This is a genomic window from Streptococcus parasanguinis (assembly GCF_901875555.1).
Lineage (GTDB): Bacteria > Bacillota > Bacilli > Lactobacillales > Streptococcaceae > Streptococcus > Streptococcus parasanguinis_H.
The window spans coordinates 16,643-42,271 of sequence record NZ_CABFMD010000036.1; the positions used below are offsets into that span (position 1 = coordinate 16,643).

The following is a 25,629-nucleotide window of genomic DNA, read 5'->3' on the forward strand; positions in this document are numbered from 1 at the left end:
GGTGACCTTATTTTGTTTTTTCAGTTTCGCGGAGAAGGAGCCAACTATGGGCGGAAATAGAAAGTTCCTTTTCTTTAGGAATAGGCGTTTGGAGGTTGGCATAAGGATAGGCAAATAGCAGTTGACTATCGCTCGGATGTCGATAGGTCTGTTCTTGATCACCGATATTGACGAGAATGGCTATTTTTTCACGATTTTTTTCGATAGTGTAGATAAAGTGATAATCAGACAACCATTTGACATCACAGTAGTCTCGTATCTCCTGCCCTTTTTTCAAACGAAGGAGTGGTTGCGATTTTCGATAAGCAATCAATTCTTTAAGAAAAGCAAGTTCTTCTTGGCATTTTAGAAGGGATGTCCAGTCCAATTGGTTGAGACTATCTGGCAAGTTATAGGTGTTGTCTTCGAGCCCTTTTGTGCGGTAACGTTCTTGGCCGGCATGGATAAAAGGTACACCTTGGGATAATAATACCAAATGAAGAGCGAGGCGTGAGAGAGCTTTTCGATCTTCTAGACGAATCTCTTCCTTTTCAAGTTGGAAATAATCAAAAACAGTTGCATTATCATGGCATTCGACGTATTGAATGGCTTGTTGAGGTTGGGTGAAATGAGCAGGTCCTAGCTTTCCGACATTTGCTGTTAGAATGTTCGCAAAATCATTTGCAGGATGTTGATTCTCACGACGGTGACCGGCTACAAGTGTTCTCTTGACCGTATCCCGGAAGTTATCACTGAAAAAGCCAAAGGCTGGTAATCGTTTCGCGTTATATTGGTGAGCGAGCTGATCTTCAGAGAGGCCTGTATCCATCTTCCACCCTTCCCCATAGAGATAGATGTTAGGATAGATTTCATGGAGCTCTTCTGTAATCTCTGTCATGGTTTGAATGTCTAGGATTCCCATCAAGTCAAAACGAAAACCATCAAAGCCGTAGAGGGAAACCCATTGTTTGAGGGATTGCTTGATATAGTGCCTCACCATGGAACGTTCACTTGCTACATCATTTCCACAGAAGGTTCCATTGGTCCGCTCACCCTCCGCATTATAGCGGTAGAAATAACCTGGAACGATTTGTTCAAAAGCGTACTCATCTGCCTGGTAGACGTGATTGTAGACTACATCCATGATGACACTCAGATTGGCCTGATGATAAGTGTCAATGGTGTCTTGGAGCTCTAGGATTCGTGCATAAGGATCGTTGGGATCACTCGCATAGCTTCCTTCTGGAACATTGTATTGGACGGGATCATAGCCCCAGTTGTAGGCTTTCCATTGATCCTCTTCATCGACACTACCGAAATCATAGACTGGAAGTAACTGTACATGGGTAATACCCAGTTTTTGAAGGTAATCAAATCCAAGGACCTGGCCATTGATTTGGGGCGATTCTGTCAAGCCTTTAAACTTACCAGGGTGTTTAAAGCCAGCTTCTTTTTGGACAGAGAAATCCCGAACGCTCATCTCGTAGATGATTGCTTCTGTCGGATCTAATTGACGAGCAGCACGTGTGATAGGACGTGTAATCTTCTTCCGGTCGATGACTAAGCTATCTCCAGAGTTGGCCAAAGAGGATAGAGCATAGGGATCGTGAATCCGACGTTCTAGGCCATTGACACGAAATTCATAGTGGTAGGCAGCTCCTTCCCAATCTCCTTTGAGCAAGAGTTCCCAGACACCGTTTTCTGTACGATTCATCGGATAGATCTGATCTTCGATATGGAGACTTACATCTTGCGAAATCGGTGCCCAGAATTTAAATTGTGTCTGACTTGGTGTGTAGAAACTTCCTAGATCTTCTCCACTATAGGTGAAGGTTCGATCAAAAATGGGTTTGCGAACAATTTGACGGTAGTGGAGTATAGAAGAAATTCCAGCAGCATCGTAGATGGTGTACTCTTCTCCGAGCTCAAGCGGAATAGGGCTTAAGAAATAGTCTCCTGTATCAGTCGCTCCACTTGACATTTTGACAGGGATTAAGGCAAGACGACCTTGGTTGGTTTCCAAATAAAAAGGAAGGATATGCTCCTCTCCTTTTTGGATACGAATCAGGTCTTGGTCATCTAAATAAGCAGTAAATGTAGACATAAAGACTCCTAAAGTTTCGTAATGGTATGGTCAATTAATTGACGGTAGCAAACGGTTTTTCCTTCTTTGTGATCCTTGATAATTTGTAGAATCGTCCGAACAGATTCACGTCCGAGTTCCATTGCATTGATGTCAATATAGGCTTCAATATCGAGTCGTGGTTTGATCGAATCAAAGGAAATAATCGGGATTGTCAGCTGGTGTTCTAATAGGTATTGGCGCACCCCTTCAGCAACGAGAATATCGGTTGTCATGATGGCATCTAGTTCTGTTAGGGGAAGACTCTCCATTAATTGATAAGAATTGTCTTCCAACATAAAACCAAATGAAAAATGGACCAGTTTTTCATCGAGAGGAATCCCTGCTTTTTGGAGGGCTTCTTTATAACCTTCGTATCGGTCTTGAGATACAAACAGCTCTTTGTTTCCTCCAATAAAAGCAATTTTTCGGTAGTTTTGTTGAATGAAATAATCCGTCGCATCAAATGCGGCCTTAATGTTGTCATTATCCACTAACGACACAAAAGGTGAAGCGGCTTTTCCAAGGATGAGGAAGGGAAACTTGTCTTTGATCGCAAAGTCAACGAGCGGATCATCGGGGTTGGAATAAAGGAAAATCAAACCATCTACACGGTTACCGTAGATCAGTTGCTTGAGGTTGTCGAGCTGTCGTTCTTCATTTTGTCCTGTACAGATTTGGATGGCATAATCATTGTCTGAAGCAATCTGGGTAATTCCTCGTAAAACAGTTGGAAAGAAAGGATTCTGATAGAAGACGTCACTATCGACTGGAAGGACTAAAGCAATGACTTGACTAGATTGGCTGACAAGACTACGAGCATTAAGATTGGGATGGTAGTCCAACTCGACCATGGCCTTGCGGACTCGTTTTTTTGTTTGGTCACTAATCGTGGATTTGTTTTGGATGACGCGCGTGACAGTAGAAGGCGCGACGCCAGCGAGTTTCGCAACATCTTTGATGGTAACACGCATGAGAAAACCTCCTAGCGGTGATAGTCTGGATCACGGAAGTGGGTCTTATAAAATACCATGGCAAGATAGAGTACAAATAAGACATTTTGGATCATGATCGTCGTAGTAAATACTTGATGGAATAGTAAACTGATGAGGACACTTAGTAAAATAGGGAGCCCCAGGCAATTCAGAATACAGTTGAAACATTCCTTGAAAGTTTGTAGTGAAAAGAGTCGAGATTTTCGCGTCAAGTAGAGGAAGAAAGAAGCACCTACGATGAGAATCAAATAATTGACGGTCGATAAGAAACCAGAGAAGATCACGAGAAAGAGACTGACAGGGAGTCGATTTTCACGGAACCAATCGCTGGAGATAGCTTGAGTGAAGCTTTTTTTATCCCGAAGGCTTTCTTGATTAATAGCCTGGTATGAGATTGTAGCGAGTTCTTTATTTTCTTTTGAGATGATCAAATGTTTGCGATCAAAATGGAGTGTTAACTCCTTGCTCTCACTCGTCTTTGCTTCTTGGCCTAAGACAACCTGTCCTTTTGAAGTCTTGTGTACAGGGTTAGTCCCTGTATAGGTGAGCTCTTGGTCTTTGATCACAACGTGTTCTTGGATATCTTTCATAACGTCTGTTGATAAAGGATCAAACACATCGCTGACAAAGGTTGTCAAAGGATAGGTTTTGAGTTGAGCATTTTGCAGCGCCACAGGTAATAGTGTGATAGAGATTAGAAAGAAAGAAGTAAAAATCATTTGGAACCAGCTCAGTTTTTTGCGGTTTGCAAAAGAAGAGCGGAAATGGAAGATACTTGCGAAATAATTAAAAGGATAGGGCATAAGATGACCTTTCTAAACATAAGAGAATCAGAGATGCAAAGAGGAATCTCTTTGATTGATTTTATTCTTAACGAAGGGTAGTAAAGCATCTACTATACTACCCTTAACTTAAAAATAAAATATGTATGTACCAAAATATTATTTTATCCTTTATCCCCACCGGCTGTCAAGCCTGAAACAAAGTTCTTTTGTAGGAAGAAGAATAGGATACAGATTGGAACCGCGATCAAAATGGCACCGGCTGCAAAGAAGGCGATCTTTTGATCTTTTTGGTCACTGATAAAAGTTTGAAGACCAACAGCTACCGTGTAATTGATTTCATCGCGAAGCAAGAATTTAGACAAGATGAAGTCTCCGAAAGGCCCCATGAAAGCCCAAAGCGCTTGAACTGCAATCATTGGACGAACAAGAGGAAGGACGATTTGCCAGAAGCGACGGAAGTGTCCAGCGCCATCCAATTTCTCAGATTCATCTAGGGAAATTGGAACAGTATCGAAGTATCCCTTCATCAACCAGGCATTCATTGGAATACCACCACCAACATAAAGGAAGATCAAGAACCAAGGTTGGTTCAAGGCGTTCAGCATCAAAGCCATAACGAAGAAGGCTGTGAGGGCTGCCATGGTTGGGACCATTTGGATGATCAAAAAGAAGACCAAACTTTGCTTACGCGCCAAGAAGTTGTAACGACTATAGGCATAACCTGCAAAGGTGACGATGCTGGTTTGCACCACCATGGTAACGATCGCGATGATTAAGGTATTCATATACCAAGTGCCATAAGGGGTTTCAGAGAAGAGTTTTGAAAAGTTATCTAGACTAAGCTTGCCACTAAAATCAAGTGTAAAGGCACTGACATTTCCTAACTTGAAGGCTGATAAGATGGTAATCAAGAGTGGGTAGATAATGATGATTGAAAGAACCACCATGTACAAGTAAGTCAAGAAGTGATTAAGGCGGCGTTTAAATTGAACTGAATTTTTCATTTTATACATCCTCCATATCAAATGCATGTAGTTTCTTGAAGGCAATCATAGAGATTGAGATCACAATCACAGAGATAATCAAGGTTACCGCTGCGGCCATTGAATATTGAGGAGAGGTATTGGTTGTCAACTTATAGATCCATGAGATCAAGATATCTGTAGATCCGGCGTTTCCTCCGACAGAACCAGGTCCCCCATCGTTAAACAAGTAAATGATGGAGAAGTTATTAAAGTTGAAGGTGTACTGACTGATCAAAGTTGGAGCTGCAACAGCCATAATCATTGGGAAAGTGATGTTGCGGAATTTTTGCCAACCGTTGGCACCATCAATATAAGCAGCTTCGTAAAGATCGTTTGGAATCGATTGAAGAATCCCTAAAGTCAAGACGTAGATGTAAGGGAAGCCGAGCCAACCTTGCATCATAATCAAAGCGATTTTTGTCCAGGTAGGATCTGTTTTCCAAGGAATCAAAACGCCATCTAAGAATGGGAAGATCTTCGCAAACAATGGGATAACTTGTGCATTGATAGCACCGACACTATCGTTAAACATATTTGAGAAAGTTAGGATAGTGATGAAGGCCGGAACAGCCCATGGGAGCAAGAAGATAACCCCAAAGATTCGTTTTCCTTTTACGAATGGTTGGTTTGCAACAATAGCAGTCAAGATACCGAGTACGATTTGAAGAGTAGAAGCTGCGAGTGCCCAAATCAAGGTCCAGCCAAGAACAGAGGTGAAAGCTGAGCGGAACGTACTCAAGGTCCACATATTCGTGAAGTTTTGGAACCCGATCCAATCAAGCAAGGTTGTTGGAGCGGTATGTTTGAAGTCGTAGTTGGTAAAAGCGATCATCAAAGTTACTAAAACTGGGAAGATAATCGCAAATGTCATAGCAATGTATGAAGGAATGATCAATAAATATGGGAAGCCATTTTCATAGATGGCTTGAACCATTTCTTTTCCAGTTTTTGGAACGGCAATGCCATTGTTGATGCGCTTTGCAACGGTTCCTGCATCCTTAATATTTAAGGCATAAAAGAGGAAGTAGACAAGGGTAATGATCAAGTGGAAGGCCCCACGAATCAAGATAAAGAGGGAATTATCTTGTCCACGGACGGTTCCAAGTGTAACCAATTTCGCTAATTCACCAGCTCCGATTCCTAGGAAATAGGCGAGAAAGAGAACAGTTACGGCAAGAAAAATATAGCCTTTGGTTTTTTGTTTGTTATAAATTTGCCCAAGACCCGGGATCAAAGAGAGCCACATAGCCTTTTTAGGGTTTTGTTCTGTAGTCATTCAAATCTCCTTATAATGTCCTTGCTAGAGAGCAAGAAGACAAGTCAGACAGTAAGTTGTGCTTGAAAATTGAACATAAGAGGTTGGGACCTTGTCTCCAACCTCTTACTCACACCTAAAAACTGTCTTATTTGCTACCGAATTTTTGTTCGATGGTTTCTTTAATCAATTTCACTGCATCGTCAGCAGCAGCCTTAGCTGATTTTTTACCACTTACAGCGTCGAAAAGCATGGTAGCAGCTGGATCCCAAACCGCACTCATTTCAGAGATATTTGGCATTGGTTGAGCGTTCTTGAACTGATCAACAACGGCAGTTGTCAATTCATCGTTTTTACCAACAGCATATTTACGAGCTTCTGTGTTGGCTGGAACTTCATTTGTCTTGTCAAACAAAGCTTTTTGTTGGTCAGTACTTGTCAAGAAGTCAATGAATTTTTGAGCGCCATCAAGGTTTTTCGCACCTGCAGGGATAACCCAAGCTTTACCACCACCAAAGGCAGAGTATTGTTTTCCGTTTGGAAGAGTTGGAATCGTTGCGACACCGTAGTTTACTTTAGCTTCTTTCAATGAAGCAGCTTTCCAAGGACCATCGATGATAGCAGCTGTTTTTCCTTCTTGGAATTGTGTTTGGATGAAGTTAGCAGCACCTTTTGTATCTTGCAAACCTTTTGGCCATTTAGCATACCAAGTTTTTGCATATTCGATACCATCGACAGAACCTTGGTTGTTCAATCCAATATCTTTAGGATCTGTACCGTCTTTACCAAACACATAACCGCCGTTACCTGAAAGTAAACCGTAAGCGTAGTAGAAGTTTGTCCAGTCAGCTAAGAAGCCAGTTGTTTTACCAGGTTCGCTAGCGAAGTCGTACTTGCTATCTTTTGCAAGATTTTCAAGATCACCAAATGTTTTTGGAGCTTCGCTTACAAGATCTTTGTTATAGTAGAGAACCAAAGTTTCGATGACAGCAGGTGCACCGTAAACTTTACCACCGTTTGTTACAAGAGCTTCAGTTGTTTTATCTGTATGGCTATCTTTGTTTAATGTAACTTCAGCCAATTGACCATCGTTACCAAGACCACCTACACGGTCGTATGGAGCCATCATTACGTCTGGAGCTTTTTTAGATTGGTTATCAAGAGAAAGGTTATCCAATCCACCAAGAGCATCACCAGTCTTGATTTTAACTTTTACGCCATTTTCTTTTTCAAAAGCTTTTGCAGCTTCTTCAACATAAGATTTGTAGCCTTTGTCTACATAGACGTTGATTTCTTTACTTGCCTCAGAAGAACCTGATGAGCTTTTGCTACAAGCAGCAAGTAAGAAGCCGGCAAAACCAACTGTACCAAGTACAGCAGCACTACGTAAAATTGTACGTTTCATGATTTATTCCTCCTAAAGAATAAAAAAAGATAATAATTAGAAAGCGTTTTAGACAAACGTTTTCCTAAAACGTATTAAGTATATCACAAGGAGAAAACGTTTGCAAGTAGTTTTAAACAATTTTTTTAAAAATATTTTAATTCCGAACTTTCTTCTATAAAGTACATTAAATTTGTTGACATTAGCTAAAGGAAAGAATACACTAAGAGGGTGAGGATATTCTGAAAAAAAGTTAAAAAGTTTTTAAGAAACCCCTTGCAGAAAATATGGAAAAAGTTTATAATGACATGGTACGCAAACGTTTTCGCAAAAATTGCGTAAACTGAGTTGCGCCTGTTCGATTTTTAACAAAGAGTAGAGCCGCTTGAGAGCTGGATACGACTCTGCAACGATACCCATACCGTGCACCGAATCGCAGGCTTCAAAGAAATAAAAAGAGGTGGTAACCCATGAAAAAACGTCAAAGTGGTGTTTTGATGCACATTTCTTCCCTTCCTGGACAATACGGGATCGGATCATTCGGTCAATCAGCATATGATTTTGTTGATTTCCTCGTTCGGACCAAGCAACGTTACTGGCAAATCTTGCCGCTTGGTACAACTAGTTATGGAGATTCTCCATACCAATCTTTCTCAGCTTTTGCTGGGAACACTCATTTTATTGATTTCGATCTTTTGATCGAGCAAGGTTTGTTGACAGAAGCAGACCTTAAAGGAGTGGACTTTGGTCAAGATCCTACTCAAGTGGATTATGCAAAGGTTTTCGAACAACGTCGTCCGCTACTTGAAAAAGCTGTTGCGAACTTCTTGAAATCAGGAGATCAAAAAGAATTCCAAGCCTTTTGCGAAGCCAATACTTCTTGGTTGGAGCTATTTGCAGAATACATGGCTATCAAAGAACACTTTGATTTGAAAGCATGGACAGAATGGCCAGATGCAGCTATTCGTGCACGTGAACCAAAAGCTTTGGCTCAATACCGTGAAGAATTGGCGGATCAATTGACTTACCACCGTGTGACTCAATTCTTCTTCTTCCAACAATGGTTGACATTGAAAGCTTATGCCAACGACCACCACATTGAAATTGTGGGAGATATGCCAATCTATGTAGCCGAAGATTCAAGCGACATGTGGGCTAATCCTCATCTCTTCAAAACAGATGAAAACGGGAAAGCAACTTGTATTGCAGGATGCCCGCCAGATGAGTTCTCAGCAACTGGTCAACTTTGGGGAAACCCAATCTACGACTGGGAAGCCATGGACAAAGATGGCTACCAATGGTGGATTGAACGCTTGCGTGAAAGCTTCAAGATCTACGACATCGTTCGGATCGACCACTTCCGTGGTTTCGAATCATACTGGGAAATCCCAGCTGGTTCTGAAACTGCAGCACCTGGTAAATGGGTCAAAGGTCCTGGCTACAAACTCTTTGCAGCCGTGAAGGAAGAGCTCGGTGATTTGAACATCATCGCTGAGGACCTTGGCTTTATGACGGATGAAGTCATTGAGCTTCGCGAACGTACTGGCTTCCCAGGAATGAAGATTCTTCAATTTGCCTTCAATCCTGACGATGAAAGTATCGATAGCCCTCACTTGGCACCAAACAACTCTGTGATGTACACTGGAACGCATGATAACAACACAGTTCTTGGATGGTACCGCAATGAAATCGACGATCCAACTCGTGAGTACCTTGCTCGTTATACCAACCGGAAAGAGTACGAATCTGTACCACATGCTATGCTTCGCACAGTCTTTGCTTCCGTCAGCTTCATGGCGATTGCTACTATGCAAGACTTGCTTGAGTTAGATGGCTCTGCTCGGATGAACTTCCCATCAACTCTTGGTGGTAACTGGTCATGGCGGATGACAGCGGATCAGTTGACTCCAGCTGTCGAGCAAGAATTGCTTGATTTCACAACCATCTATCGTCGTGAAAACAAGGATTTGAAAAAAGAAGTTAAGAAAGCAGAAAAATAATCGTTTTGGAAAAGTTGCTACTTCCAGCAATCTTTCCACTATTAAAAAATTGTTGAAATATAAGGAGACTCTCAACATGGAATCATTACAAAAATATGTGATTGATCATCATCAAAAAACAATTGCTGAATGTTCAAATGAAGAACTCTACATTGCCTTGCTAAATTACACGAAACAAGCAAGCGCTCAAAAGAAATTAAATACTGGTAAGAAAAAAGTTTACTACATCTCAGCTGAGTTCTTGATCGGTAAACTCTTATCTAATAACTTGATCAACTTGGGTCTTTACGACGATGTTAAAAAAGAATTGTCAGATGCTGGTAAAGACTTGATTCAAGTCGAAGAAGTGGAATTGGAACCATCACTTGGTAATGGTGGTTTAGGACGTTTGGCAGCTTGCTTTATCGACTCTATCTCAAGTCTTGGTTTGACAGGGGATGGAGTTGGATTGAACTACCACTTCGGTTTGTTCCAACAAGTCCTAAAAAATAACCAACAAGAAACCATTCCAAATGCTTGGTTGACTGATCAAAGCTGGCTCGTTCGTTCAAGCCGTAGCTACCAAGTGCCATTTGCACACTTTACATTGACGTCTACTCTTTACGATATCGATGTTCCAGGTTATAAGATTGATACCAAGAACCGCTTGCGTTTGTTTGACTTGGATTCAGTGGATTCTTCTATTATTGAAGATGGCATTAACTTTGACAAAACAGATATCGCTCGCAACTTGACCCTCTTCTTGTATCCAGATGATAGTAACCGTCAAGGGGAATTGCTCCGTATCTTCCAACAATACTTCATGGTATCAAATGGTGCTCAATTGATCATCGACGAAGCCATCGAAAAAGGAAGCAACTTGCATGACCTTGCTGACTATGCTGTTGTACAAATCAATGATACTCACCCATCAATGGTCATCCCTGAATTGATCCGTCTATTAACAGAACGTGGTATTGGAATGGATGAAGCGGTCTCTATCGTTCGTAGCATGACAGCTTATACCAACCACACCATTCTTGCGGAAGCCCTTGAAAAATGGCCTCTTGAATTCTTGCAAGAAGTGGTTCCTCACTTGGTTCCAATCATTGAAGAATTGGACCGCCGTGTTCGTGCTGAATACAAAGATCCAGCTGTTCAAATCATTGATGAGAATGATCGCGTACATATGGCCCACATGGATATCCATTATGGATACAGCGTAAATGGGGTTGCTGCTCTTCACACTGAGATCTTGAAGAATTCTGAGTTGAAAGCTTTCTATGATATTTACCCTGAAAAATTCAACAACAAAACAAACGGTATCACCTTCCGTCGTTGGCTCATGCATGCTAACCCAACCTTGTCACATTACTTGGATGATATCCTCGGACGTGATTGGCACCATGACGCATCTAAATTGGAAGACCTTCTTTCTTATGAAGATAAAGATGCAGTCAAAGCAAAATTGGAAAACATCAAGTCTCACAACAAACGGAAATTGGCTCGTTTCTTGAAAGACCATCAAGGTGTGGAAATCAATCCTAACTCTATCTTTGATACCCAAATCAAACGTCTTCACGAATACAAACGTCAACAAATGAACGCTTTGTATGTGATCCACAAATACTTAGATATCAAAGCTGGGAACATTCCTGCTCGTCCAATCACTGTTCTCTTTGGTGGTAAAGCAGCCCCTGCCTACACCATTGCGCAAGACATCATCCACTTGATCCTTTGCTTGTCAGAAGTGATTGCAAATGACCCAGAAGTGGCTCCATACTTGCAAGTTGTTATGGTTGAAAACTACAACGTGACTGCTGCAAGCTACTTGATCCCAGCTAGCGATATTTCTGAGCAAATCTCACTTGCTTCGAAGGAAGCTTCAGGTACTGGTAACATGAAATTCATGCTGAACGGAGCCTTGACACTTGGTACCATGGATGGAGCTAACGTGGAAATCGCTGAGTTGGTTGGTGAAGACAATATCTACATCTTCGGAGAAGATTCAGAAACGGTTATCGATCTATATGCCAAATCAGCATATAAATCAGCAGACTTCTATGAACGTGAAGCCATCAAACCATTGGTAGACTTCATCGTCAGCGATGCCGCTCTTGCAGTTGGGAACGAAGAACGTTTGACTCGACTTCACAATGAATTGATCAACAAAGACTGGTTCATGACTCTTCTTGATTTGGAAGACTATATTGTAACCAAAGAACGCATGTTAGCTGATTACGAAGACCGTGATGCATGGTTGGATCAAGTTATCGTAAACATTGCTAAAGCAGGATTCTTCTCATCTGACCGTACGATCGCTCAGTACAACGAAGATATCTGGCACTTAAACTAATCATTAGTTGTTAGACCAAGGTTCTTAGGACCCTGGTCTTTTTCATTTCTTCTTATTAGAAACAGAAAAAGGAGAGAATTTAGGGAATGGGTACTTCTGTAAAAAGTATTGTTTTTTTGAATTTTTGCAACCCCTAAAGGGAAAATATTACATAATTATTTGTTTTAATCTTCAAATCTAATCTATTGGTATAAAAAAATATTTCCCCTTAAAAAGCCTTCTGGTGAAATTTATAAAAAATATAAGTAGCTTGAAAATCCTTGAAAATTAAGGATTTTTTCAAAGATTTTTACATATATTTTCAATTAAAAGATGGGGAAGATCTGGAAGGTTTGGAGTTTCAAGTTGTTATATATTTAAAGTAAAATAAAAAATTAAATCGACAAATATTTGAAAATGTTTGAGTATGATACAATAGTGTTAACTGGCAGTAGCAAATTTTTGCCTCTACAGTGAGATTTTTTAAAACAAAAAAGGAGAGTTTTGAAAATGAAAAGCTATCGTGAACATGTTTCGAAGCAAGAAAAATTTTCAATTCGGAAGTTATCAGTCGGTGTTGTGTCATTGGCCATCGCTGGATTTGCTACTGCTAATACCTACGGAGCAGAAGTGAAAGCGGATGAGGCAACAGCGCCTACGACTGAAGCAACCACTACAGGAACAGCAACAAGAGATGCAGCTATTGCAACAAGTTCTAAGTTGACATCTACAACTGTTACAGAAGGAAATAAAACAGTTACGACTACTTATGTAGAAGCGCCAGAACTTGAAAAAGCAAAAGCTGATGCAGCTACAGAAGGTGTGACAGTTACAGAAGAAGCTGAAAAAGTCCAACCATCTATCGCTGCAGCAGAAGCAGATAATAAAGCTCAAACAGCTGAAATTAACACTGTAGTTGAAAACTACAAAAAGGAAGAAGCTGAGTATGAAGCAAAATCTCAAGAAATCACATTGATTGAAAAGAGAAATGCAGAAGCAGAAGCGGCTTACAAAAAACAAGTAGAAGACTACAATACTCAACAAGCAGCTTATGAAGTGGCCTTAGCAGCATACAATCAGGAAAAAGCAGCTTATGATGCCAAAGTAGCAGAAAAAGTAGCAGCCGATCAAGCAAATGCAGATGCCAAAGCCAAGTATGATGCAGAGATGACTGCTTACAATACAGCTAAAGCGCAATACGATAAAGATTTACAAGAATACCAAACTAAGAAAGCGCAATACGATAAAGATAAAGAAGCTTATGACCAATTGGTAGCAAAGAAAGCAGAAGAAGATGCTGCTAAAGCTAAGTATGAAGTTGAGCTTGCAAAATACAATGTTGACTTAGAGCAATATGGTAAAGATTTTGCTACCTATCAAACCAAACTAGCTGAATATCAAACAGCTTTGGCACAGTACAAAGATGCTAAGGAAGCCTATGATAAATACATGAATGATAATGGTTTTCAAGAATTGAAGGACGTAGAAACTGTTCAAGATTTGACCTTCCAACGTGAAGGTGGAGCCATTCATACCATCGGTGACATCAGCACTTACCTCACTCGTGATGCTCAAGCTCGTTTGAATACAAGCAATGTTGGTCAGTATGATTCAAATAAATTGACAGCTGCAGATATTGTAACAACCAGTCCATGGGCTAATAATGAGACGGGTTATATTCAGATTAAAGAGGGTGATAAGTTTAATGTGACTTATGACAACTTGAATCAATCTAGCATGCGTGAAAATACATACATGAATCCGATTAAGCGCGTGATCTATCGTTATGAGATCTTGAGCCTTCCATCAAACGATGGAAAAGGAATTGCAAAAGTCAGTGCAGACCCAACCGAAACCCTTACGGTAGGATCTTCAACAGATCAAACCAAACCGGTTAAAGTTGCTGTCGATATCGAATTTTACGATGAAAATGGCAATCAATTTGATTTGACTAAACACACTGCTATTGTGGCTTTGAACTCTCTAAACCACTGGACAGGAGCTTCTTATGTCGATAGTGAGGATAAACCACGTCCGCTTACAGTCGAAGCCAAAGATAAAAATGGGAATACCGTTCGTGGAACTTGGAATCCGTATGCAGATGGTTCATCAATGAGCATTGAAAACAATGCAGTTGTTGTTAAAACAGGAAGCCCTGACTTTGGATTTGCGAAAGTAACTATCTCTGCTGAAAATCCGATCAAGATTGTGGCTCAAAAAGCAACATGGAATGGCAGTGAATTTGCAGTTAGTGAAGAAACGGTAATTGATGGAATATCTGTTAATGCTTCAGGTTCGGGGAATGGTCATTCTATCGGTACGGATGAATATGTATATAAAGAAAAAGATGATGTGATCGGTTCTTACACGATTGATCCAAGTTCAGGACAGATTCTCTTCACACCTAAGAAGAAATTTGAAGTCGTTAAACACCAAGAGTCTGTGAATATTGGCAACAATAAATACATTGCTATTCCGAACTCAAGTGTTTCCTATGATGCTACTACAAAGGAAGTCACATCACTTAAAGATAACCAATATATTGAACATGGCTCTATCTTTAATGGGGAATCGTCACCAACTCTTCGTGGATGGGATGATCCGACGTCTCCATATCTTTACTATGGAGGAGCAGGCTTAAGGATGTCTGATGGTCACCTAGTATTTACGGCAAATGGAGCCAATGCAGCTGGTCAACCAACGGTATACTGGTTTGCAATTAACTCAAATGTAGGTTTGCCTAAAAATCCAGGTAAAGAACCAAAAGAACCGGCAAAACCAAAAGAACCTAAATCACCAACTCCACCAACGATTACCGTTGAAAACCTTCCAGCTGAGCCAACGAAACAAGAAGAACCTAAATCACCAACTCCACCAACAGCACCTAACTACACTGTGATTACGGTCGATGTGGAGGAACCTAAATCACCAACTCCACCAACAGAGCCAACCCCACCGACTCCTGAAGTCGTTCCAAATATGAATCCGGTGCAACCGGAAGCTGAAGTGAAATGGCATAAGAATAAAGTGGTAACGGAAGCAGATATTCCAACCCCACCAACCCCAGTTCCTCCAACTCCACCAACTACATATAACCCACCAACACCAATTGTTCCACCAACTCCAGAGGTTCCTGCCGAACCAACTCCTGAAGTTCCGGAACAACCTGTACAACCTGCGCAACCACAAACACCTGCGCTTCCAAATACAGGTACAGAAAGCTCAACTGTAGCTGTTCTTGCAGGTGCGATGGCTGGATTGTTTGGATTGGGTCTTGCTCGCAAGAAAAAAGAAGATTAATTCTTATTTCTTTCGTTTATTCATCTAAATCAAGAAAGTCAGAAGGCAAATCCTTTTGGCTTTTTTGATGGGAGTGATGACCAAATAGTTGTGAAAAAGGACAGAATAGTTCTTGAATAAGGAACGGAAATGGCTTTTACAGACCAAATCGTGTCGAAATAAAGCAGAATAGAAAAGTTTGACACAAGAAAAGGGAAATGAGATATACTGGTGGTGTTCGAATGAAAGTTTATAGGACTCCGTTATATCTCTAATCATTCCAATTATACAGTTGCGATGTCTTTTTCATCTTTTGCACACATTATTTTTCCAAATGAATTTCATTTGAACATATCAGTGATCAGGCAAGTGTTTCCACAATTTTGAGGCGCTTGCCTTTCTATCTGTATCGCGATATAATAGTGTGTAAGAAACGAAAAGGAGTTTGTATGAAAAAGAAACCCATCTATCTGTATTTCCTATTATTTTTCTCAACAGTTGGAACCCTAACATCGGCTGTTTCTACCTTTGGAGCTTCAAAAAGTTTTGAATTGACAGAGGATTTTGCAAAACAACTTGGTTTAACAACGGCTCAAGACAAGGCTGATTACTTGGTTTATTATGAAAAATCATCACAAGCCAATCAGTCTCCATTTGTCTTTTTGTTTGTTTCCCTAATTATTATTGCTTTGCTAGCAACTTTCTATTTCCTCTTTATGAAGCAGGACCTATTAACAGCCCATTATACTTATTTGGGGCAGATTTTGCTAAACCAAGTATTCTCTTGCTATAATTATTTTGCAGGGCGTCCGCTATTAGCTAATTTTTCAAATTCAGCACTTCGTCAACGCTATCTAGCATCTTCATTCCTTGCTTTGTTACTCTTGACCGCTTTGAACCTTCTCTTTTTTGGGATTATTTTATATAAAACCTGGCGTCTGAAAAAAGCTCAAGCTAGGGCATAATAGATAAGTTTGAATGGAGCTCTCTTAGAGGATAAGAGAGCTTCTTGATTGGAGAAAAAAGATGAAAGTATCCTTTGTTTATATTAGTCTGAGTGGGAATACAGAGAGTTTTGTCCGCCGTTTAAGTGACTATTTGCTGGAAGCCCATCCCGGACTAGAAATCGAGAAAGTTCATGTGAAAGACCTGGTCAAAGAGGGTCAGCCCTTCTTTGAAATGACCAATCCTTTTATCACTTTTTTGCCAACCTATTTAGAGGGTGGAAATGGTGTCGACAATGGTGATGTGGAAATTTTGACGACAGATGTCGCAGATTTTATTGCTTATGGAGACAATGCCAGCAAGTGCTTAGGAGTAGTTGGATCAGGCAATCGGAATTTTAACAATCAATATTGTTTAACCGCTAAGCAATACAGCCAACGCTTTGGTTTCCCTATGTTAGCCGATTTTGAAATGCGGGGGATGTTGGGAGATATTAAAAAAGTAGCGGCCATTGTAGAAGATTTGTACCATCTTTAAAATAAAGAGAGGCTGGGACAAAAGTCCTAGCCTCTCAATTTTCTTTGGTTTTTCGAGCAAGACGCAGTGGTTGAGTGCTCAAAGCACTGCTTTGAGGTGGCGGATAGAACTTGCGAAGCAAGTATCCTAAGTCTTTGTTCGCTTTTTAAGCTTCAAAGATGCCCTATGTTGACGGAAACTATGTTTCCTTTATCTGCAACCTTCAACAGTCTCCCAGACTGTTGAAGCTGTGCGGAGGTGGGACGACGAAATCGAATTCTGACGAATGACCGATTTCTGTCCCACTCTCTTTTTTACGGTTTATTTTAATTTCTCTATAATTTCTTTGGCAAGTAAAAGACCTAATCGATAGTCCTTGTTGATGGCATGGATGACATCGTTGGTATTGTCGGTCTCTTGGATTTTTTCCTTGATGCTATCTTTAAAAGCTTGATCTTTCAAGAGTTGCTCTTGTAAGAGCCGTTGTAGTTTTTCTCTTTCGTACTTGTTAAATAAAAAGAGGATCACTAAACTGATGAGGATTAAGAGGTAAACGGTTTGATTCATAGATTTCTCCTGTATATAAAGGATCTGAAAATGTAGAGAATGAGCATTGGGCATGAGAAAGGGAGTGAGAAAGAACTAAATTGAAGTGCATTTAGTTTCTCCTCTCACTCCCATAAGAGATGTTCTATTTATCAATCATTAGACAAGAAATTACATTTTCTCAGGTGCCTCAACACCAAGTAAACGAAGCGCTTCTTTCAAAACAACTGCTGTTGAGTAGCTAAGAGCAAGGCGGCTTTCGCGTTCAGGGCTTTCATCCAAGATACGAGTGTGAGCATAGTACTTGTTGAAGGCTTGAGCCAAGTTGATGGCATATTTTGCGATCAAGGATGGGTCATAGTTTTCAGCGGCACGTTTGACAACACGAGAGAAGTCTTGGAGAAGCTTGATGATTTCCCAGCTTTCAGGATCGCTCAAGTTGTATGTTGCATCTGCAGATGGTGTGAAGTTGGCTTTACGAAGGATCGATTGGATACGAGCATAAGCGTATTGAACGTAAGGACCAGTTTCTCCTTCGAAGGATACCATGGCTTCGAGGTCAAAGTCATACCCATTGCGGCGGTCGGTCTTCAAGTCGTAGAATTTAACCGCACCAACACCGACTGCATGTGCCACTTCTTCCTTGTTTTCAAGTTCAGGATTTTTTTCTTCGATTTGCGCTTTGGCACGAGAGATGGCTTCTTGAAGTGTTGGTTCAAGCAGGATGATATTTCCTTTACGAGTAGACAGTTTTTGGCGGTTCTTTGTCACCAAACCAAAGTCAACGTGAACCATATCGTCGCTCCAGTCAAATCCCATTTTCTTCAATACAGCTTTCAACTGACGGAAGTGGTTAGACTGTTCTTGCCCAACGGCGTAGATGTTCTTGACAAAGTTGTAGGTACGTGCACGGTACATAGCTGTTGCGATATCACGAGTGATATAAAGAGTGGCACCATCTGATTTTTTGATCATAGCTGGTGGAAGGTTCACATCATCAAGCTCAACAATACTAGCCCCTTTAGATTCTTTCAACAAGCCTTTGTCTTCAAGGATTTGAACCCCTTCATCCATCTTGTCGTTGTAGAAAGCTTCCCCGTTTAAGCTATCAAATTCAACACCGAGGAGTTTGTAGATACGGTTGAATTCTACCAAGCTTTCGTCACGGAACCATTGCCACAATTCTGTTGCTTCTGGATCCCCATCTTCCAATTTTTTGAACCATTTACGTCCTTCTTCATCAAGCTCAGGATCGTTTTCGATTTCAGCGTTGATACGAACGTAAAGTTTTAGCAATTCATCGATTGGGTTGGCTTCGACAGCTTCCTTGCTACCCCATTTTTTGTAGGCTACCATCAAGAGACCAAACTGTTTACCCCAGTCGCCCAAGTGGTTGATTTTAATCGTGTTGTAGCCCATTTTGCGGAAGATGTTTGAAAGAGCATCCCCGATAACGGTTGAGCGCAAGTGACCAACTGAGAATGGTTTTGCAATGTTTGGGCTTGAAAGGTCGATGGTAATGTTTTGACCATGTCCTTCGTCTTGTTGGCCGTAGTCTGCACCGGCTGTAATGACGGATTTGATTACCTGATCAGATATCTTCGATTTGTCTAAGAAGAAGTTCACGTAGGGTCCAGTTGCAACGACTTTTTCGAAGGCGCTTTGGTCGATCTTTTCAGCAATATCTGCAGCGATTGCTTGAGGAGCCTTGCGTTCCACTTTTGCAAGTGAGAAGGCTGGAAAAGCAATGTCACCAAGATCAGATGATTTTGGTTGTTCAAGCAAGTTTAAAATAGCATCTTGGTCAAGAGAGTCAATCACTTTGGCCAATTCACTAGCAATGAGTTCTTTATTGTTCATATTAGCTCCTTAGTCCTTTTAACTATTATTTTAACACAATTTTGAGCGAATTTTCAATTTTTTTGGTATAATTTAAAGTATATTTATTCAAAAGTGGAGGTCCAATGAAAAAGACAGAACGTCACCTTTTGATTCAACAAATGATTCGAAATGAAAAATTGTCGACTCAAAAAGAGATTCAGGATCGATTAGAAGCAAAAGGAATTGCTGTAACGCAAACAACTCTGTCAAGAGATTTGCGCGATCTTGGTCTAGTCAAGGTGAAACGAAAAGACCAGTTGTATTATATCTTGCCCAATGAGCCTGAGGTGGCAGAGATTTATATTATGTTGTCCAACCATGCTAAGTCTGTATCGCGAGCAGAATTCACCTTAGTTTTGCGGACAGAGCTAGGAGAAGCAGCTCTCTTGGCCAATGGTGTAGATGAAATGTCAGATGAGCGTATTTTGGGAACAGTAGCAGGGGCCAATACCCTCTTGATTGTCTGTCGAGACCAAGAAGCAGCTATTGAAATTCAAAATGAAATTTTAGGGATGATGCAGTAGTCAAGCCCCGTTGGAGAGAAAGAGAATACCCCGTTAAGATGTCAAAAGGAGGAAGATAGTGAGCTATCTACTCCTGTTTTCATCTATGGTGCTTGCGTCAGAAAATGATGCAACAGTAAGGAATAAAGAAGTATGGCAGTAGAGAAAATATCCCCTGGGATGCAGCAGTATCTAGATATCAAAAAAGACTATCCAGATGCCTTTTTGCTATTTCGAATGGGAGATTTTTACGAATTATTTTATGAAGATGCAGTGAATGCAGCTCAAATTTTAGAGATTTCCTTAACCTCACGGAATAAAAATGCAGAGCATCCGATCCCTATGGCGGGTGTTCCCTACCACTCGGCCCAGCAGTATATTGATGTTCTCATCGAACAGGGCTATAAGGTCGCGATTGCCGAACAAATGGAAGACCCCAAAGAAGCCAAGGGAGTTGTCAAGCGGGAAGTGGTACAGGTGATTACCCCTGGTACAGTGGTGGATTCGACCAAGCCAGATAGTGAGAATAACTTTCTGGTTGCTTTGGACCGTTCAGGGAATGATTATGGGCTAGCCTATATGGATCTGGTGACAGGGGAGTTTCAGGTGACGACCCTCAATGACTTCAGCATGGTTTGTGGAGAAATCCGCAATTTACGTGCGCGTGAGGTGGTCCTGGGTTATGCCTTGCCAGAACAGGAAGAGCGTGTTTTTGTGAGCCAGATGAATCTCTTGCTGTCACATGTAGAGACAGCGCTGGACGATGTCCAACTCTTAGGGGATCATCTGAGTGAGCTCGAAAAGAAAACGGCTGGAAAACTTCTCCAGTATGTCCACCAGACCCAAATGCGGGAATTGAGCCACCTCAAAAAAGCCCATCATTATGAGATTTGTGATTTCTTGCAGATGGATTTTGCGACCAAGGCTAGTCTGGACTTGACAGAGAATGCTCGGACTGGGAAGAAACATGGTAGCTTGTATTGGTATTTGGATGAAACCAAGACGGCCATGGGAGGTCGTCTGTTGCGGTCCTGGATTCAGAAACCCTTGGTCGATTTGAAACGGATTCGAGAGCGTCAGGACATCATTCAGGTCTTTATGGATCATTTCTTTGAACGGAGCGACCTGACCGACAGCCTCAAAGGAGTCTATGATATTGAACGCTTAGCGAGTCGGGTTTCCTTTGGCAAGATCAATCCTAAGGATCTCTTGCAACTAGGAGATACTCTGGGGCATGTGCCGATGATCAAGTCGATTTTACTAGGGATTGGGGATCCGGTCTTGGATGTCTTGATTGCACGCTTGGATGAACTTCCCGAATTGCACCGCTTGATTACATCTGCTATTTCTCCGGAAGCGTCTGCTGTTATTACAGAGGGAAATATCATCCGTACCGGTTTTGACGAGCAATTGGACCAGTACCGTGTCGTTCTTCGGGATGGTACTGGTTGGATTGCAGAGATTGAAGCCAAGGAGCGTGAAGCCAGCGGTATCACAGGCCTAAAAATCGATTACAACAAGAAGGATGGCTACTATTTCCATGTCACCAATTCTCAATTGAGCCACGTTCCTGCTCATTTTTTCCGCAAGGCGACCTTGAAAAATTCAGAACGCTTTGGTACGGAAGAATTGGCACGCATCGAAGGGGATATGCTTGAGGCGCGTGAGAAGTCTGCTAATCTTGAATATACGATTTTTATGCGGATTCGTGAAGAAGTTGGCAAGTATATCCAGCGCCTGCAAGAGTTGGCTCAAGCGATTGCGACGGTTGATGTTTTACAAAGTTTAGCCAGTGTTGCTGAGTCGCAACAATTGATTCGTCCGCTCTTCCATGACGAAAGACGGATCGCGATCGACAAAGGCCGTCATCCGGTTGTTGAAAAAGTGATGGGGGCCCAGTCCTATATTCCTAATAGCATCTTTATGGATGAAGAACGGGACATTCAGCTGATTACTGGTCCAAATATGAGCGGGAAATCTACCTATATGCGCCAATTGGCGATCATTGTGATTCTTGCCCAAATTGGCTCCTATGTTCCAGCGCAAAAGGCTGAGTTGCCAATCTTTGATGCCATTTATACCCGAATCGGAGCTGCGGATGACCTGGTATCGGGTCAGTCTACCTTTATGGTGGAAATGATGGAGGCCAATCACGCTATTCGCAAGGCAACGCCCCAGTCCTTGATTTTATTTGATGAGTTGGGACGGGGAACGGCGACCTATGATGGAATGGCTCTTGCCCAGTCCATCATCGAATACATTCACGATCGTACTGGAGCCAAAACCTTGTTTGCGACCCATTACCATGAGTTGACAGCTCTCTCAGAGAGCCTGTCCCGTTTGGAAAATGTCCATGTTGCGACCTTAGAGCGAGATGGTCAGGTGACCTTCTTGCACAAGATTGAACCCGGCCCAGCGGATAAGTCCTATGGGATTCATGTAGCAAAGATCGCTGGTTTACCAGAAGAGTTGTTGAAGCGGGCGGATGCAATTTTGACCAAGCTCGAAGGACAAGCCCAGCAAGTACCGCTGGTGGATGCAACTCCTAAAAAGGAAGTACCTTCACAGGTTGCTGAACAAATGTCCCTCTTTGAGGAAAATGCAGAAAATACAGTGATCACAGAATTGAAGAATTTGGATCTCTACAATATGACTCCGATGGAAGTCATGATGGCAGTCGCTGAATTGAAAAAGAAATTGTAAAAAAAGATCCTCGTGACGGCGAGGATCTCAGATTGAAGACAAAGTCATCTTAGAAACTTTCCTTAGGTGAGTCCGGACGTCAGCGAACTTCTACGAAGTTCCATGACTTAGTTTTGAGCCTGAGGTCTCAAAACTCCCGAGTGCCTGAAACACAATTGTTTCAGGCACTTTTCTCACATCGGAAAGTTTCAGTAGATGATTGAATAACTATAACAAGTATCATTTTTATAGGATTTATTAGATTTGTATAAAAGAACAGCTTATATCCACTTTCAGATCCTTGTAGCACTAGGGGTCTTTTTGCTTAGTGGTTAGTAATGCTTTGATTGATTTCTTGGACTTGTTTTTTGTAAAAATGATGGGAGACCAACCAGATAATCACGTAGACGAGGGTGAATTCGACAATGAGTGAGAAGTAAAATCCGAGTCGTGCTGGAAACCAGCCAGCCAAGGTAGCTAGAGGAATAAAACCAAGTAACATGAGCAGGTAGTGGCTCAGAGTAGCACGCAAGAGGCTCCAGTCTTTTTGAAAGAGGAGACTTCCCAAGCTAAAGAGGACCCCGATCGCACCCCAGATGAGGACGCAATAAAGCATGACCAGTGAGCCGTGAACATGATGCAAGAACATCCAGCGGCCAACAGCAGAATTAGGACTTAAGGGAAGGTACAACTCTGGTGAGAAGCGGTAGGAAAAGAAGATGGATAGGATGAGCCCGATGAGAATCCCTTTCAGGGCATCAGAAAATGATTGTTTTAGCATGATAATTTCTCCTTAATAGCTTTTAAATAACGACGGGAGGAGTAGGTCAGATTCCCGTTTTTGAGATAGATTTGAACCGATCCTCCACTAGTGAAGTGCAGGTGATCGATTTCTTTTGTGTTGATAATTTCAGATTGGGAAATTTTGAGAAAGAAGGTCGGTAAGTCTTCGGATAGCTGATAGAGTGGTCCAGTTAGAATAAACTGATCTGACATGGTCTCACCAATCACTTGCCGATTTTCTATGTAAAAACGTTGGAATAGCTGACTTTCGATCAGGTAAGCCTCCCCATCCTTTTTGGCACGTAAGCGCCCTTTTTGATCCAATTCTTCCACAAAGTCACGGATTTTCTCTACACGCGTAGATAGTGTAGGTGCTGTAATCGTCACCGCTTCTTCTTGGAAATGGGAATCAATGTGTACTTCAACTTTCATAAAATCGTATCTTCCTCCTTTAGGTAAAGTCGGTTTTCCTGCTAGCCGGACTCCTTCTTTACATTACTATTAAACACTTTTTCCAAAGGGAAGACAAGGGGATTTGTTTATGTGGTCATTTTCTTTGCCTATGCGGTTTTTAGGGAAGAAGATGGGACCAGCCTCCATTTTTTAAGAAAGGGAGTCCTGTGGATCTGTGGTATAATAGAGCTACATGTATCGGTGAAAAAAGGTAAAGGAGCAGCTATGTCACAGATTATTGAATTGCCAGAAGTCCTAGCCAACCAGATTGCGGCAGGTGAAGTAATTGAACGACCTGCTAGTGTGGTCAAGGAATTGGTTGAAAACTCGATCGATGCTGGAGCTAGCCAGATCGTCGTTGAAATCGAAGAAGCAGGATTGAAGTCGATTCGGATTACAGACAATGGGGAAGGGATAGCGCATGATGAGGTCGCTCTGGCCCTCCGTCGACATGCAACCAGCAAGATCAAGAGTCAAGCGGATCTTTTTCGCATTCGAACGCTTGGTTTTCGTGGTGAGGCCATGCCTTCCATTGCTTCTGTCAGTATTCTAACCCTTCTAACGGCGCAAGAAGGAGCTGCCTACGGAACCAAATTGGTCGCAAAGGGTGGCGAAATTGAGGAATTGGAGCCAGCGACAAGCCCTGTCGGGACCAAGATCACAGTGGAAGATCTCTTTTTTAATACCCCTGCTCGTCTCAAGTATTTAAAAAGCCAGCAGGCAGAGCTATCCCATATCGTGGATATTCTCAATCGCTTGAGCTTGGCCCATCCAGAGATTGCTTTCACCTTAATCAATGATGGAAAAGAAATGACTAAAACAGCGGGGACTGGCAATCTCCGGCAAGCGATCGCGGGTGTTTATGGTCTGGCGTCTGCCAAGAAGATGGTGGCCATTGAAAATCGCGACCTAGATTTTGAAGTGACAGGCTTTGTGTCTTTGCCTGAATTGACTCGTGCCAATCGCAACTACATCAGTCTCTTTATCAACGGCCGTTACATCAAGAATTTCTTGCTCAATCGGGCTATTTTAGACGGCTATGGTAGTAAACTCATGGTGGGTCGCTTCCCGCTCGCGGTCATTCATATCCAGATCGACCCTTACTTAGCGGATGTCAATGTTCACCCGACCAAGCAAGAGGTTCGTATCTCCAAAGAACGAGAACTGATGGCCTTGATCTCGCAAGCCATTGCGAATGCTCTGAAAGAGCAGGACCTAATTCCGGATGCTCTAGAAAATCTAGCCAAGTCGACCATTCGCCGAACAGAAAAGCCGGTACAGACAACCTTGCCTTTAAAAGAAAACCGCCTTTATTATGACCGAGAAAGTCAAGATTTCAAACTTCGACCAGAGGTGGCAGATCCTCAACTGCCTCTAACAGATGAGGTGGCTACAGATTCTACAAGCCAAGAAAAACCGGCAGAAAAACCGACAAGCGTGATCAAGTTTGCGGAAAGAAAGGCTGTGGTTTATGATGAACTGGATCACCCAGAGTTGGATCTGGCTAGTCTAGACAAGGCCTATGACAAGCTGGAGGGAGAGGAAGCATCGACCTTCCCAGAGTTGGAATATTTTGGACAGATGCATGGGACCTATCTCTTTGCCCAAGGCAATGGGGGCCTCTATATCATCGACCAACATGCGGCCCAAGAGCGGGTCAAATACGAAGAATACCGGGAGAGTATCGGGGATGTGGACGGCAGTCAACAACAACTGCTGGTGCCTTATATCTTTGAATTCCCTGCAGATGATCTGATCCGCCTGCAACAGCGCAAACCCCTCCTAGAGGAAGTGGGAGTCTACCTGGAAGAATATGGAGCCAACCAGTTAATCTTGCGGGAGCATCCGATCTGGATGAAGGAAGAAGAGATCGAGTCGGGCATCTATGAGATGTGTGACATGCTCCTCTTGACTAAGGAAGTGTCGATCAAGAAATACCGGGCGGAGTTGGCTATCATGATGTCCTGCAAACGCTCCATCAAGGCCAACCACACCCTGGACGATTACTCTGCACGCGATCTGATCTATCAACTATCCCAATGCGACAACCCTTATAACTGTCCTCACGGCCGTCCCGTCTTGGTCAACTTCACCAAGTCGGACATGGAAAAGATGTTCCGACGCATTCAGGAAAATCACACTAGCCTACGAGAATTGGGCAAGTATTAAACAAACAATAAAG

The 25,629-nt window shown here is 42.0% G+C and carries 18 protein-coding genes; 8 read left to right on the forward strand and 10 right to left on the reverse strand.

Annotated elements, in window-relative coordinates:
• Positions 1-7: 7 nt before the first annotated feature.
• The 6 genes from pulA to JX304_RS09725 form a co-directional block, all read right to left on the reverse strand.
• Entirely contained in the window at positions 8-2,083 is a 2,076-nt protein-coding gene (gene pulA, locus JX304_RS09700) for a type I pullulanase (RefSeq protein WP_205012385.1), read from the reverse strand.
• An 8-nt stretch (positions 2,084-2,091) separates the two neighbouring features.
• Complete coding sequence (locus tag JX304_RS09705; protein WP_205012386.1) at positions 2,092-3,075, reverse strand: LacI family DNA-binding transcriptional regulator; 984 nt, start codon at positions 3,073-3,075, stop codon at positions 2,092-2,094.
• A gap of 11 nt (positions 3,076-3,086) precedes the next feature.
• Positions 3,087-3,899, reverse strand: a complete 813-nt coding sequence (locus JX304_RS09710) for a DUF1189 family protein (RefSeq protein ID WP_205012387.1) — start codon at positions 3,897-3,899, stop codon at positions 3,087-3,089.
• Positions 3,900-4,042: 143 nt separating this feature from the next.
• Positions 4,043-4,885: a sugar ABC transporter permease gene (locus tag JX304_RS09715; RefSeq protein ID WP_205012388.1), complete on the reverse strand. Its 843-nt coding sequence runs from the start codon at positions 4,883-4,885 to the stop codon at positions 4,043-4,045.
• 1 nt (position 4,886) lies between these two features.
• On the reverse strand, positions 4,887-6,182 hold the full coding sequence (locus JX304_RS09720; RefSeq protein ID WP_205012389.1) for a sugar ABC transporter permease: 1,296 nt from the start codon (positions 6,180-6,182) through the stop codon (positions 4,887-4,889).
• Between the two features lie 127 nt (positions 6,183-6,309).
• Positions 6,310-7,566 carry an extracellular solute-binding protein gene (locus JX304_RS09725; RefSeq protein WP_205012390.1) on the reverse strand — a complete coding sequence of 419 codons (1,257 nt, stop codon included), beginning with the start codon at positions 7,564-7,566 and terminating at the stop codon, positions 6,310-6,312.
• A 449-nt stretch (positions 7,567-8,015) separates the two neighbouring features.
• Here JX304_RS09725 and malQ point away from each other — a divergent pair, with 449 nt between their 5' ends.
• The 5 genes from malQ (at position 8,016) to nrdI (ending at position 16,620) form a co-directional block, all read left to right on the forward strand.
• A complete protein-coding gene (malQ, locus tag JX304_RS09730) occupies positions 8,016-9,545 on the forward strand; it encodes a 4-alpha-glucanotransferase (RefSeq protein WP_205012391.1) in 1,530 nt (509 codons plus the stop codon).
• Positions 9,546-9,621: 76 nt separating this feature from the next.
• Entirely contained in the window at positions 9,622-11,880 is a 2,259-nt protein-coding gene (gene glgP, locus JX304_RS09735) for a glycogen/starch/alpha-glucan family phosphorylase (protein WP_205012392.1), read from the forward strand.
• A 489-nt stretch (positions 11,881-12,369) separates the two neighbouring features.
• Positions 12,370-15,159, forward strand: a complete 2,790-nt coding sequence (locus tag JX304_RS09740) for a GbpC/Spa domain-containing protein (protein WP_205012393.1) — start codon at positions 12,370-12,372, stop codon at positions 15,157-15,159.
• Between the two features lie 428 nt (positions 15,160-15,587).
• Positions 15,588-16,103: an ABC transporter permease gene (locus tag JX304_RS09750; RefSeq protein ID WP_205012394.1), complete on the forward strand. Its 516-nt coding sequence runs from the start codon at positions 15,588-15,590 to the stop codon at positions 16,101-16,103.
• A 61-nt stretch (positions 16,104-16,164) separates the two neighbouring features.
• Complete coding sequence (nrdI, locus tag JX304_RS09755; protein ID WP_045760033.1) at positions 16,165-16,620, forward strand: class Ib ribonucleoside-diphosphate reductase assembly flavoprotein NrdI; 456 nt, start codon at positions 16,165-16,167, stop codon at positions 16,618-16,620.
• A 300-nt stretch (positions 16,621-16,920) separates the two neighbouring features.
• Here the strand turns inward: nrdI and JX304_RS09760 are convergent, their stop codons facing one another.
• Both JX304_RS09760 and argS read right to left on the reverse strand, forming a co-directional pair.
• Positions 16,921-17,166 (reverse strand): MarR family transcriptional regulator, encoded by a 246-nt coding sequence (locus JX304_RS09760; RefSeq protein ID WP_205012395.1) that lies wholly within the window; start codon positions 17,164-17,166, stop codon positions 16,921-16,923.
• Positions 17,167-17,316: 150 nt separating this feature from the next.
• Positions 17,317-19,005 carry an arginine--tRNA ligase gene (gene argS, locus JX304_RS09765; RefSeq protein ID WP_205012396.1) on the reverse strand — a complete coding sequence of 563 codons (1,689 nt, stop codon included), beginning with the start codon at positions 19,003-19,005 and terminating at the stop codon, positions 17,317-17,319.
• A 104-nt stretch (positions 19,006-19,109) separates the two neighbouring features.
• On the opposite strand from argS, the gene argR reads away from it, so the two are divergent.
• Both argR and mutS read left to right on the forward strand, forming a co-directional pair.
• Positions 19,110-19,550 carry an arginine repressor gene (gene argR, locus JX304_RS09770; RefSeq protein ID WP_205012397.1) on the forward strand — a complete coding sequence of 147 codons (441 nt, stop codon included), beginning with the start codon at positions 19,110-19,112 and terminating at the stop codon, positions 19,548-19,550.
• Between the two features lie 132 nt (positions 19,551-19,682).
• On the forward strand, positions 19,683-22,232 hold the full coding sequence (gene mutS / locus JX304_RS09775) for a DNA mismatch repair protein MutS (RefSeq protein WP_205012398.1): 2,550 nt from the start codon (positions 19,683-19,685) through the stop codon (positions 22,230-22,232).
• Between the two features lie 304 nt (positions 22,233-22,536).
• On the opposite strand, the gene JX304_RS09780 is transcribed toward mutS, so the two are convergent.
• Both JX304_RS09780 and JX304_RS09785 read right to left on the reverse strand, forming a co-directional pair.
• Positions 22,537-22,992, reverse strand: coding sequence for a DUF3021 domain-containing protein (locus JX304_RS09780; protein WP_205012399.1), 456 nt, complete (start codon positions 22,990-22,992; stop codon positions 22,537-22,539).
• Positions 22,986-23,426, reverse strand: coding sequence for a LytTR family DNA-binding domain-containing protein (locus JX304_RS09785; protein ID WP_205012400.1), 441 nt, complete (start codon positions 23,424-23,426; stop codon positions 22,986-22,988). Before JX304_RS09785 ends, JX304_RS09780 begins: the two co-directional genes overlap by 7 nt.
• 246 nt (positions 23,427-23,672) lie before the next feature.
• Here JX304_RS09785 and mutL point away from each other — a divergent pair, with 246 nt between their 5' ends.
• Positions 23,673-25,616: a DNA mismatch repair endonuclease MutL gene (gene mutL / locus JX304_RS09790; protein WP_205012401.1), complete on the forward strand. Its 1,944-nt coding sequence runs from the start codon at positions 23,673-23,675 to the stop codon at positions 25,614-25,616.
• Positions 25,617-25,629 lie beyond the last annotated feature (13 nt).

Excerpts from the sequence above, each read along its gene's own strand:
- pulA (WP_205012385.1), bottom strand. The coding sequence starts at position 2,083 with ATGTCTACATTTACTGCTTATTTAGATGACCAAGACCTGATTCGTATC.
- JX304_RS09705 (WP_205012386.1), bottom strand. The coding sequence starts at position 3,075 with ATGCGTGTTACCATCAAAGATGTTGCGAAACTCGCTGGCGTCGCGCCT.
- JX304_RS09710 (WP_205012387.1), bottom strand. The coding sequence starts at position 3,899 with ATGCCCTATCCTTTTAATTATTTCGCAAGTATCTTCCATTTCCGCTCT.
- JX304_RS09715 (WP_205012388.1), bottom strand. The coding sequence starts at position 4,885 with ATGAAAAATTCAGTTCAATTTAAACGCCGCCTTAATCACTTCTTGACT.
- JX304_RS09720 (WP_205012389.1), bottom strand. The coding sequence starts at position 6,182 with ATGACTACAGAACAAAACCCTAAAAAGGCTATGTGGCTCTCTTTGATC.
- JX304_RS09725 (WP_205012390.1), bottom strand. The coding sequence starts at position 7,566 with ATGAAACGTACAATTTTACGTAGTGCTGCTGTACTTGGTACAGTTGGT.
- malQ (WP_205012391.1), top strand. The coding sequence starts at position 8,016 with ATGAAAAAACGTCAAAGTGGTGTTTTGATGCACATTTCTTCCCTTCCT.
- glgP (WP_205012392.1), top strand. The coding sequence starts at position 9,622 with ATGGAATCATTACAAAAATATGTGATTGATCATCATCAAAAAACAATT.
- JX304_RS09740 (WP_205012393.1), top strand. The coding sequence starts at position 12,370 with ATGAAAAGCTATCGTGAACATGTTTCGAAGCAAGAAAAATTTTCAATT.
- JX304_RS09750 (WP_205012394.1), top strand. The coding sequence starts at position 15,588 with ATGAAAAAGAAACCCATCTATCTGTATTTCCTATTATTTTTCTCAACA.
- nrdI (WP_045760033.1), top strand. The coding sequence starts at position 16,165 with ATGAAAGTATCCTTTGTTTATATTAGTCTGAGTGGGAATACAGAGAGT.
- JX304_RS09760 (WP_205012395.1), bottom strand. The coding sequence starts at position 17,166 with ATGAATCAAACCGTTTACCTCTTAATCCTCATCAGTTTAGTGATCCTC.
- argS (WP_205012396.1), bottom strand. The coding sequence starts at position 19,005 with ATGAACAATAAAGAACTCATTGCTAGTGAATTGGCCAAAGTGATTGAC.
- argR (WP_205012397.1), top strand. The coding sequence starts at position 19,110 with ATGAAAAAGACAGAACGTCACCTTTTGATTCAACAAATGATTCGAAAT.
- mutS (WP_205012398.1), top strand. The coding sequence starts at position 19,683 with ATGGCAGTAGAGAAAATATCCCCTGGGATGCAGCAGTATCTAGATATC.
- JX304_RS09780 (WP_205012399.1), bottom strand. The coding sequence starts at position 22,992 with ATGCTAAAACAATCATTTTCTGATGCCCTGAAAGGGATTCTCATCGGG.
- JX304_RS09785 (WP_205012400.1), bottom strand. The coding sequence starts at position 23,426 with ATGAAAGTTGAAGTACACATTGATTCCCATTTCCAAGAAGAAGCGGTG.
- mutL (WP_205012401.1), top strand. The coding sequence starts at position 23,673 with ATGTCACAGATTATTGAATTGCCAGAAGTCCTAGCCAACCAGATTGCG.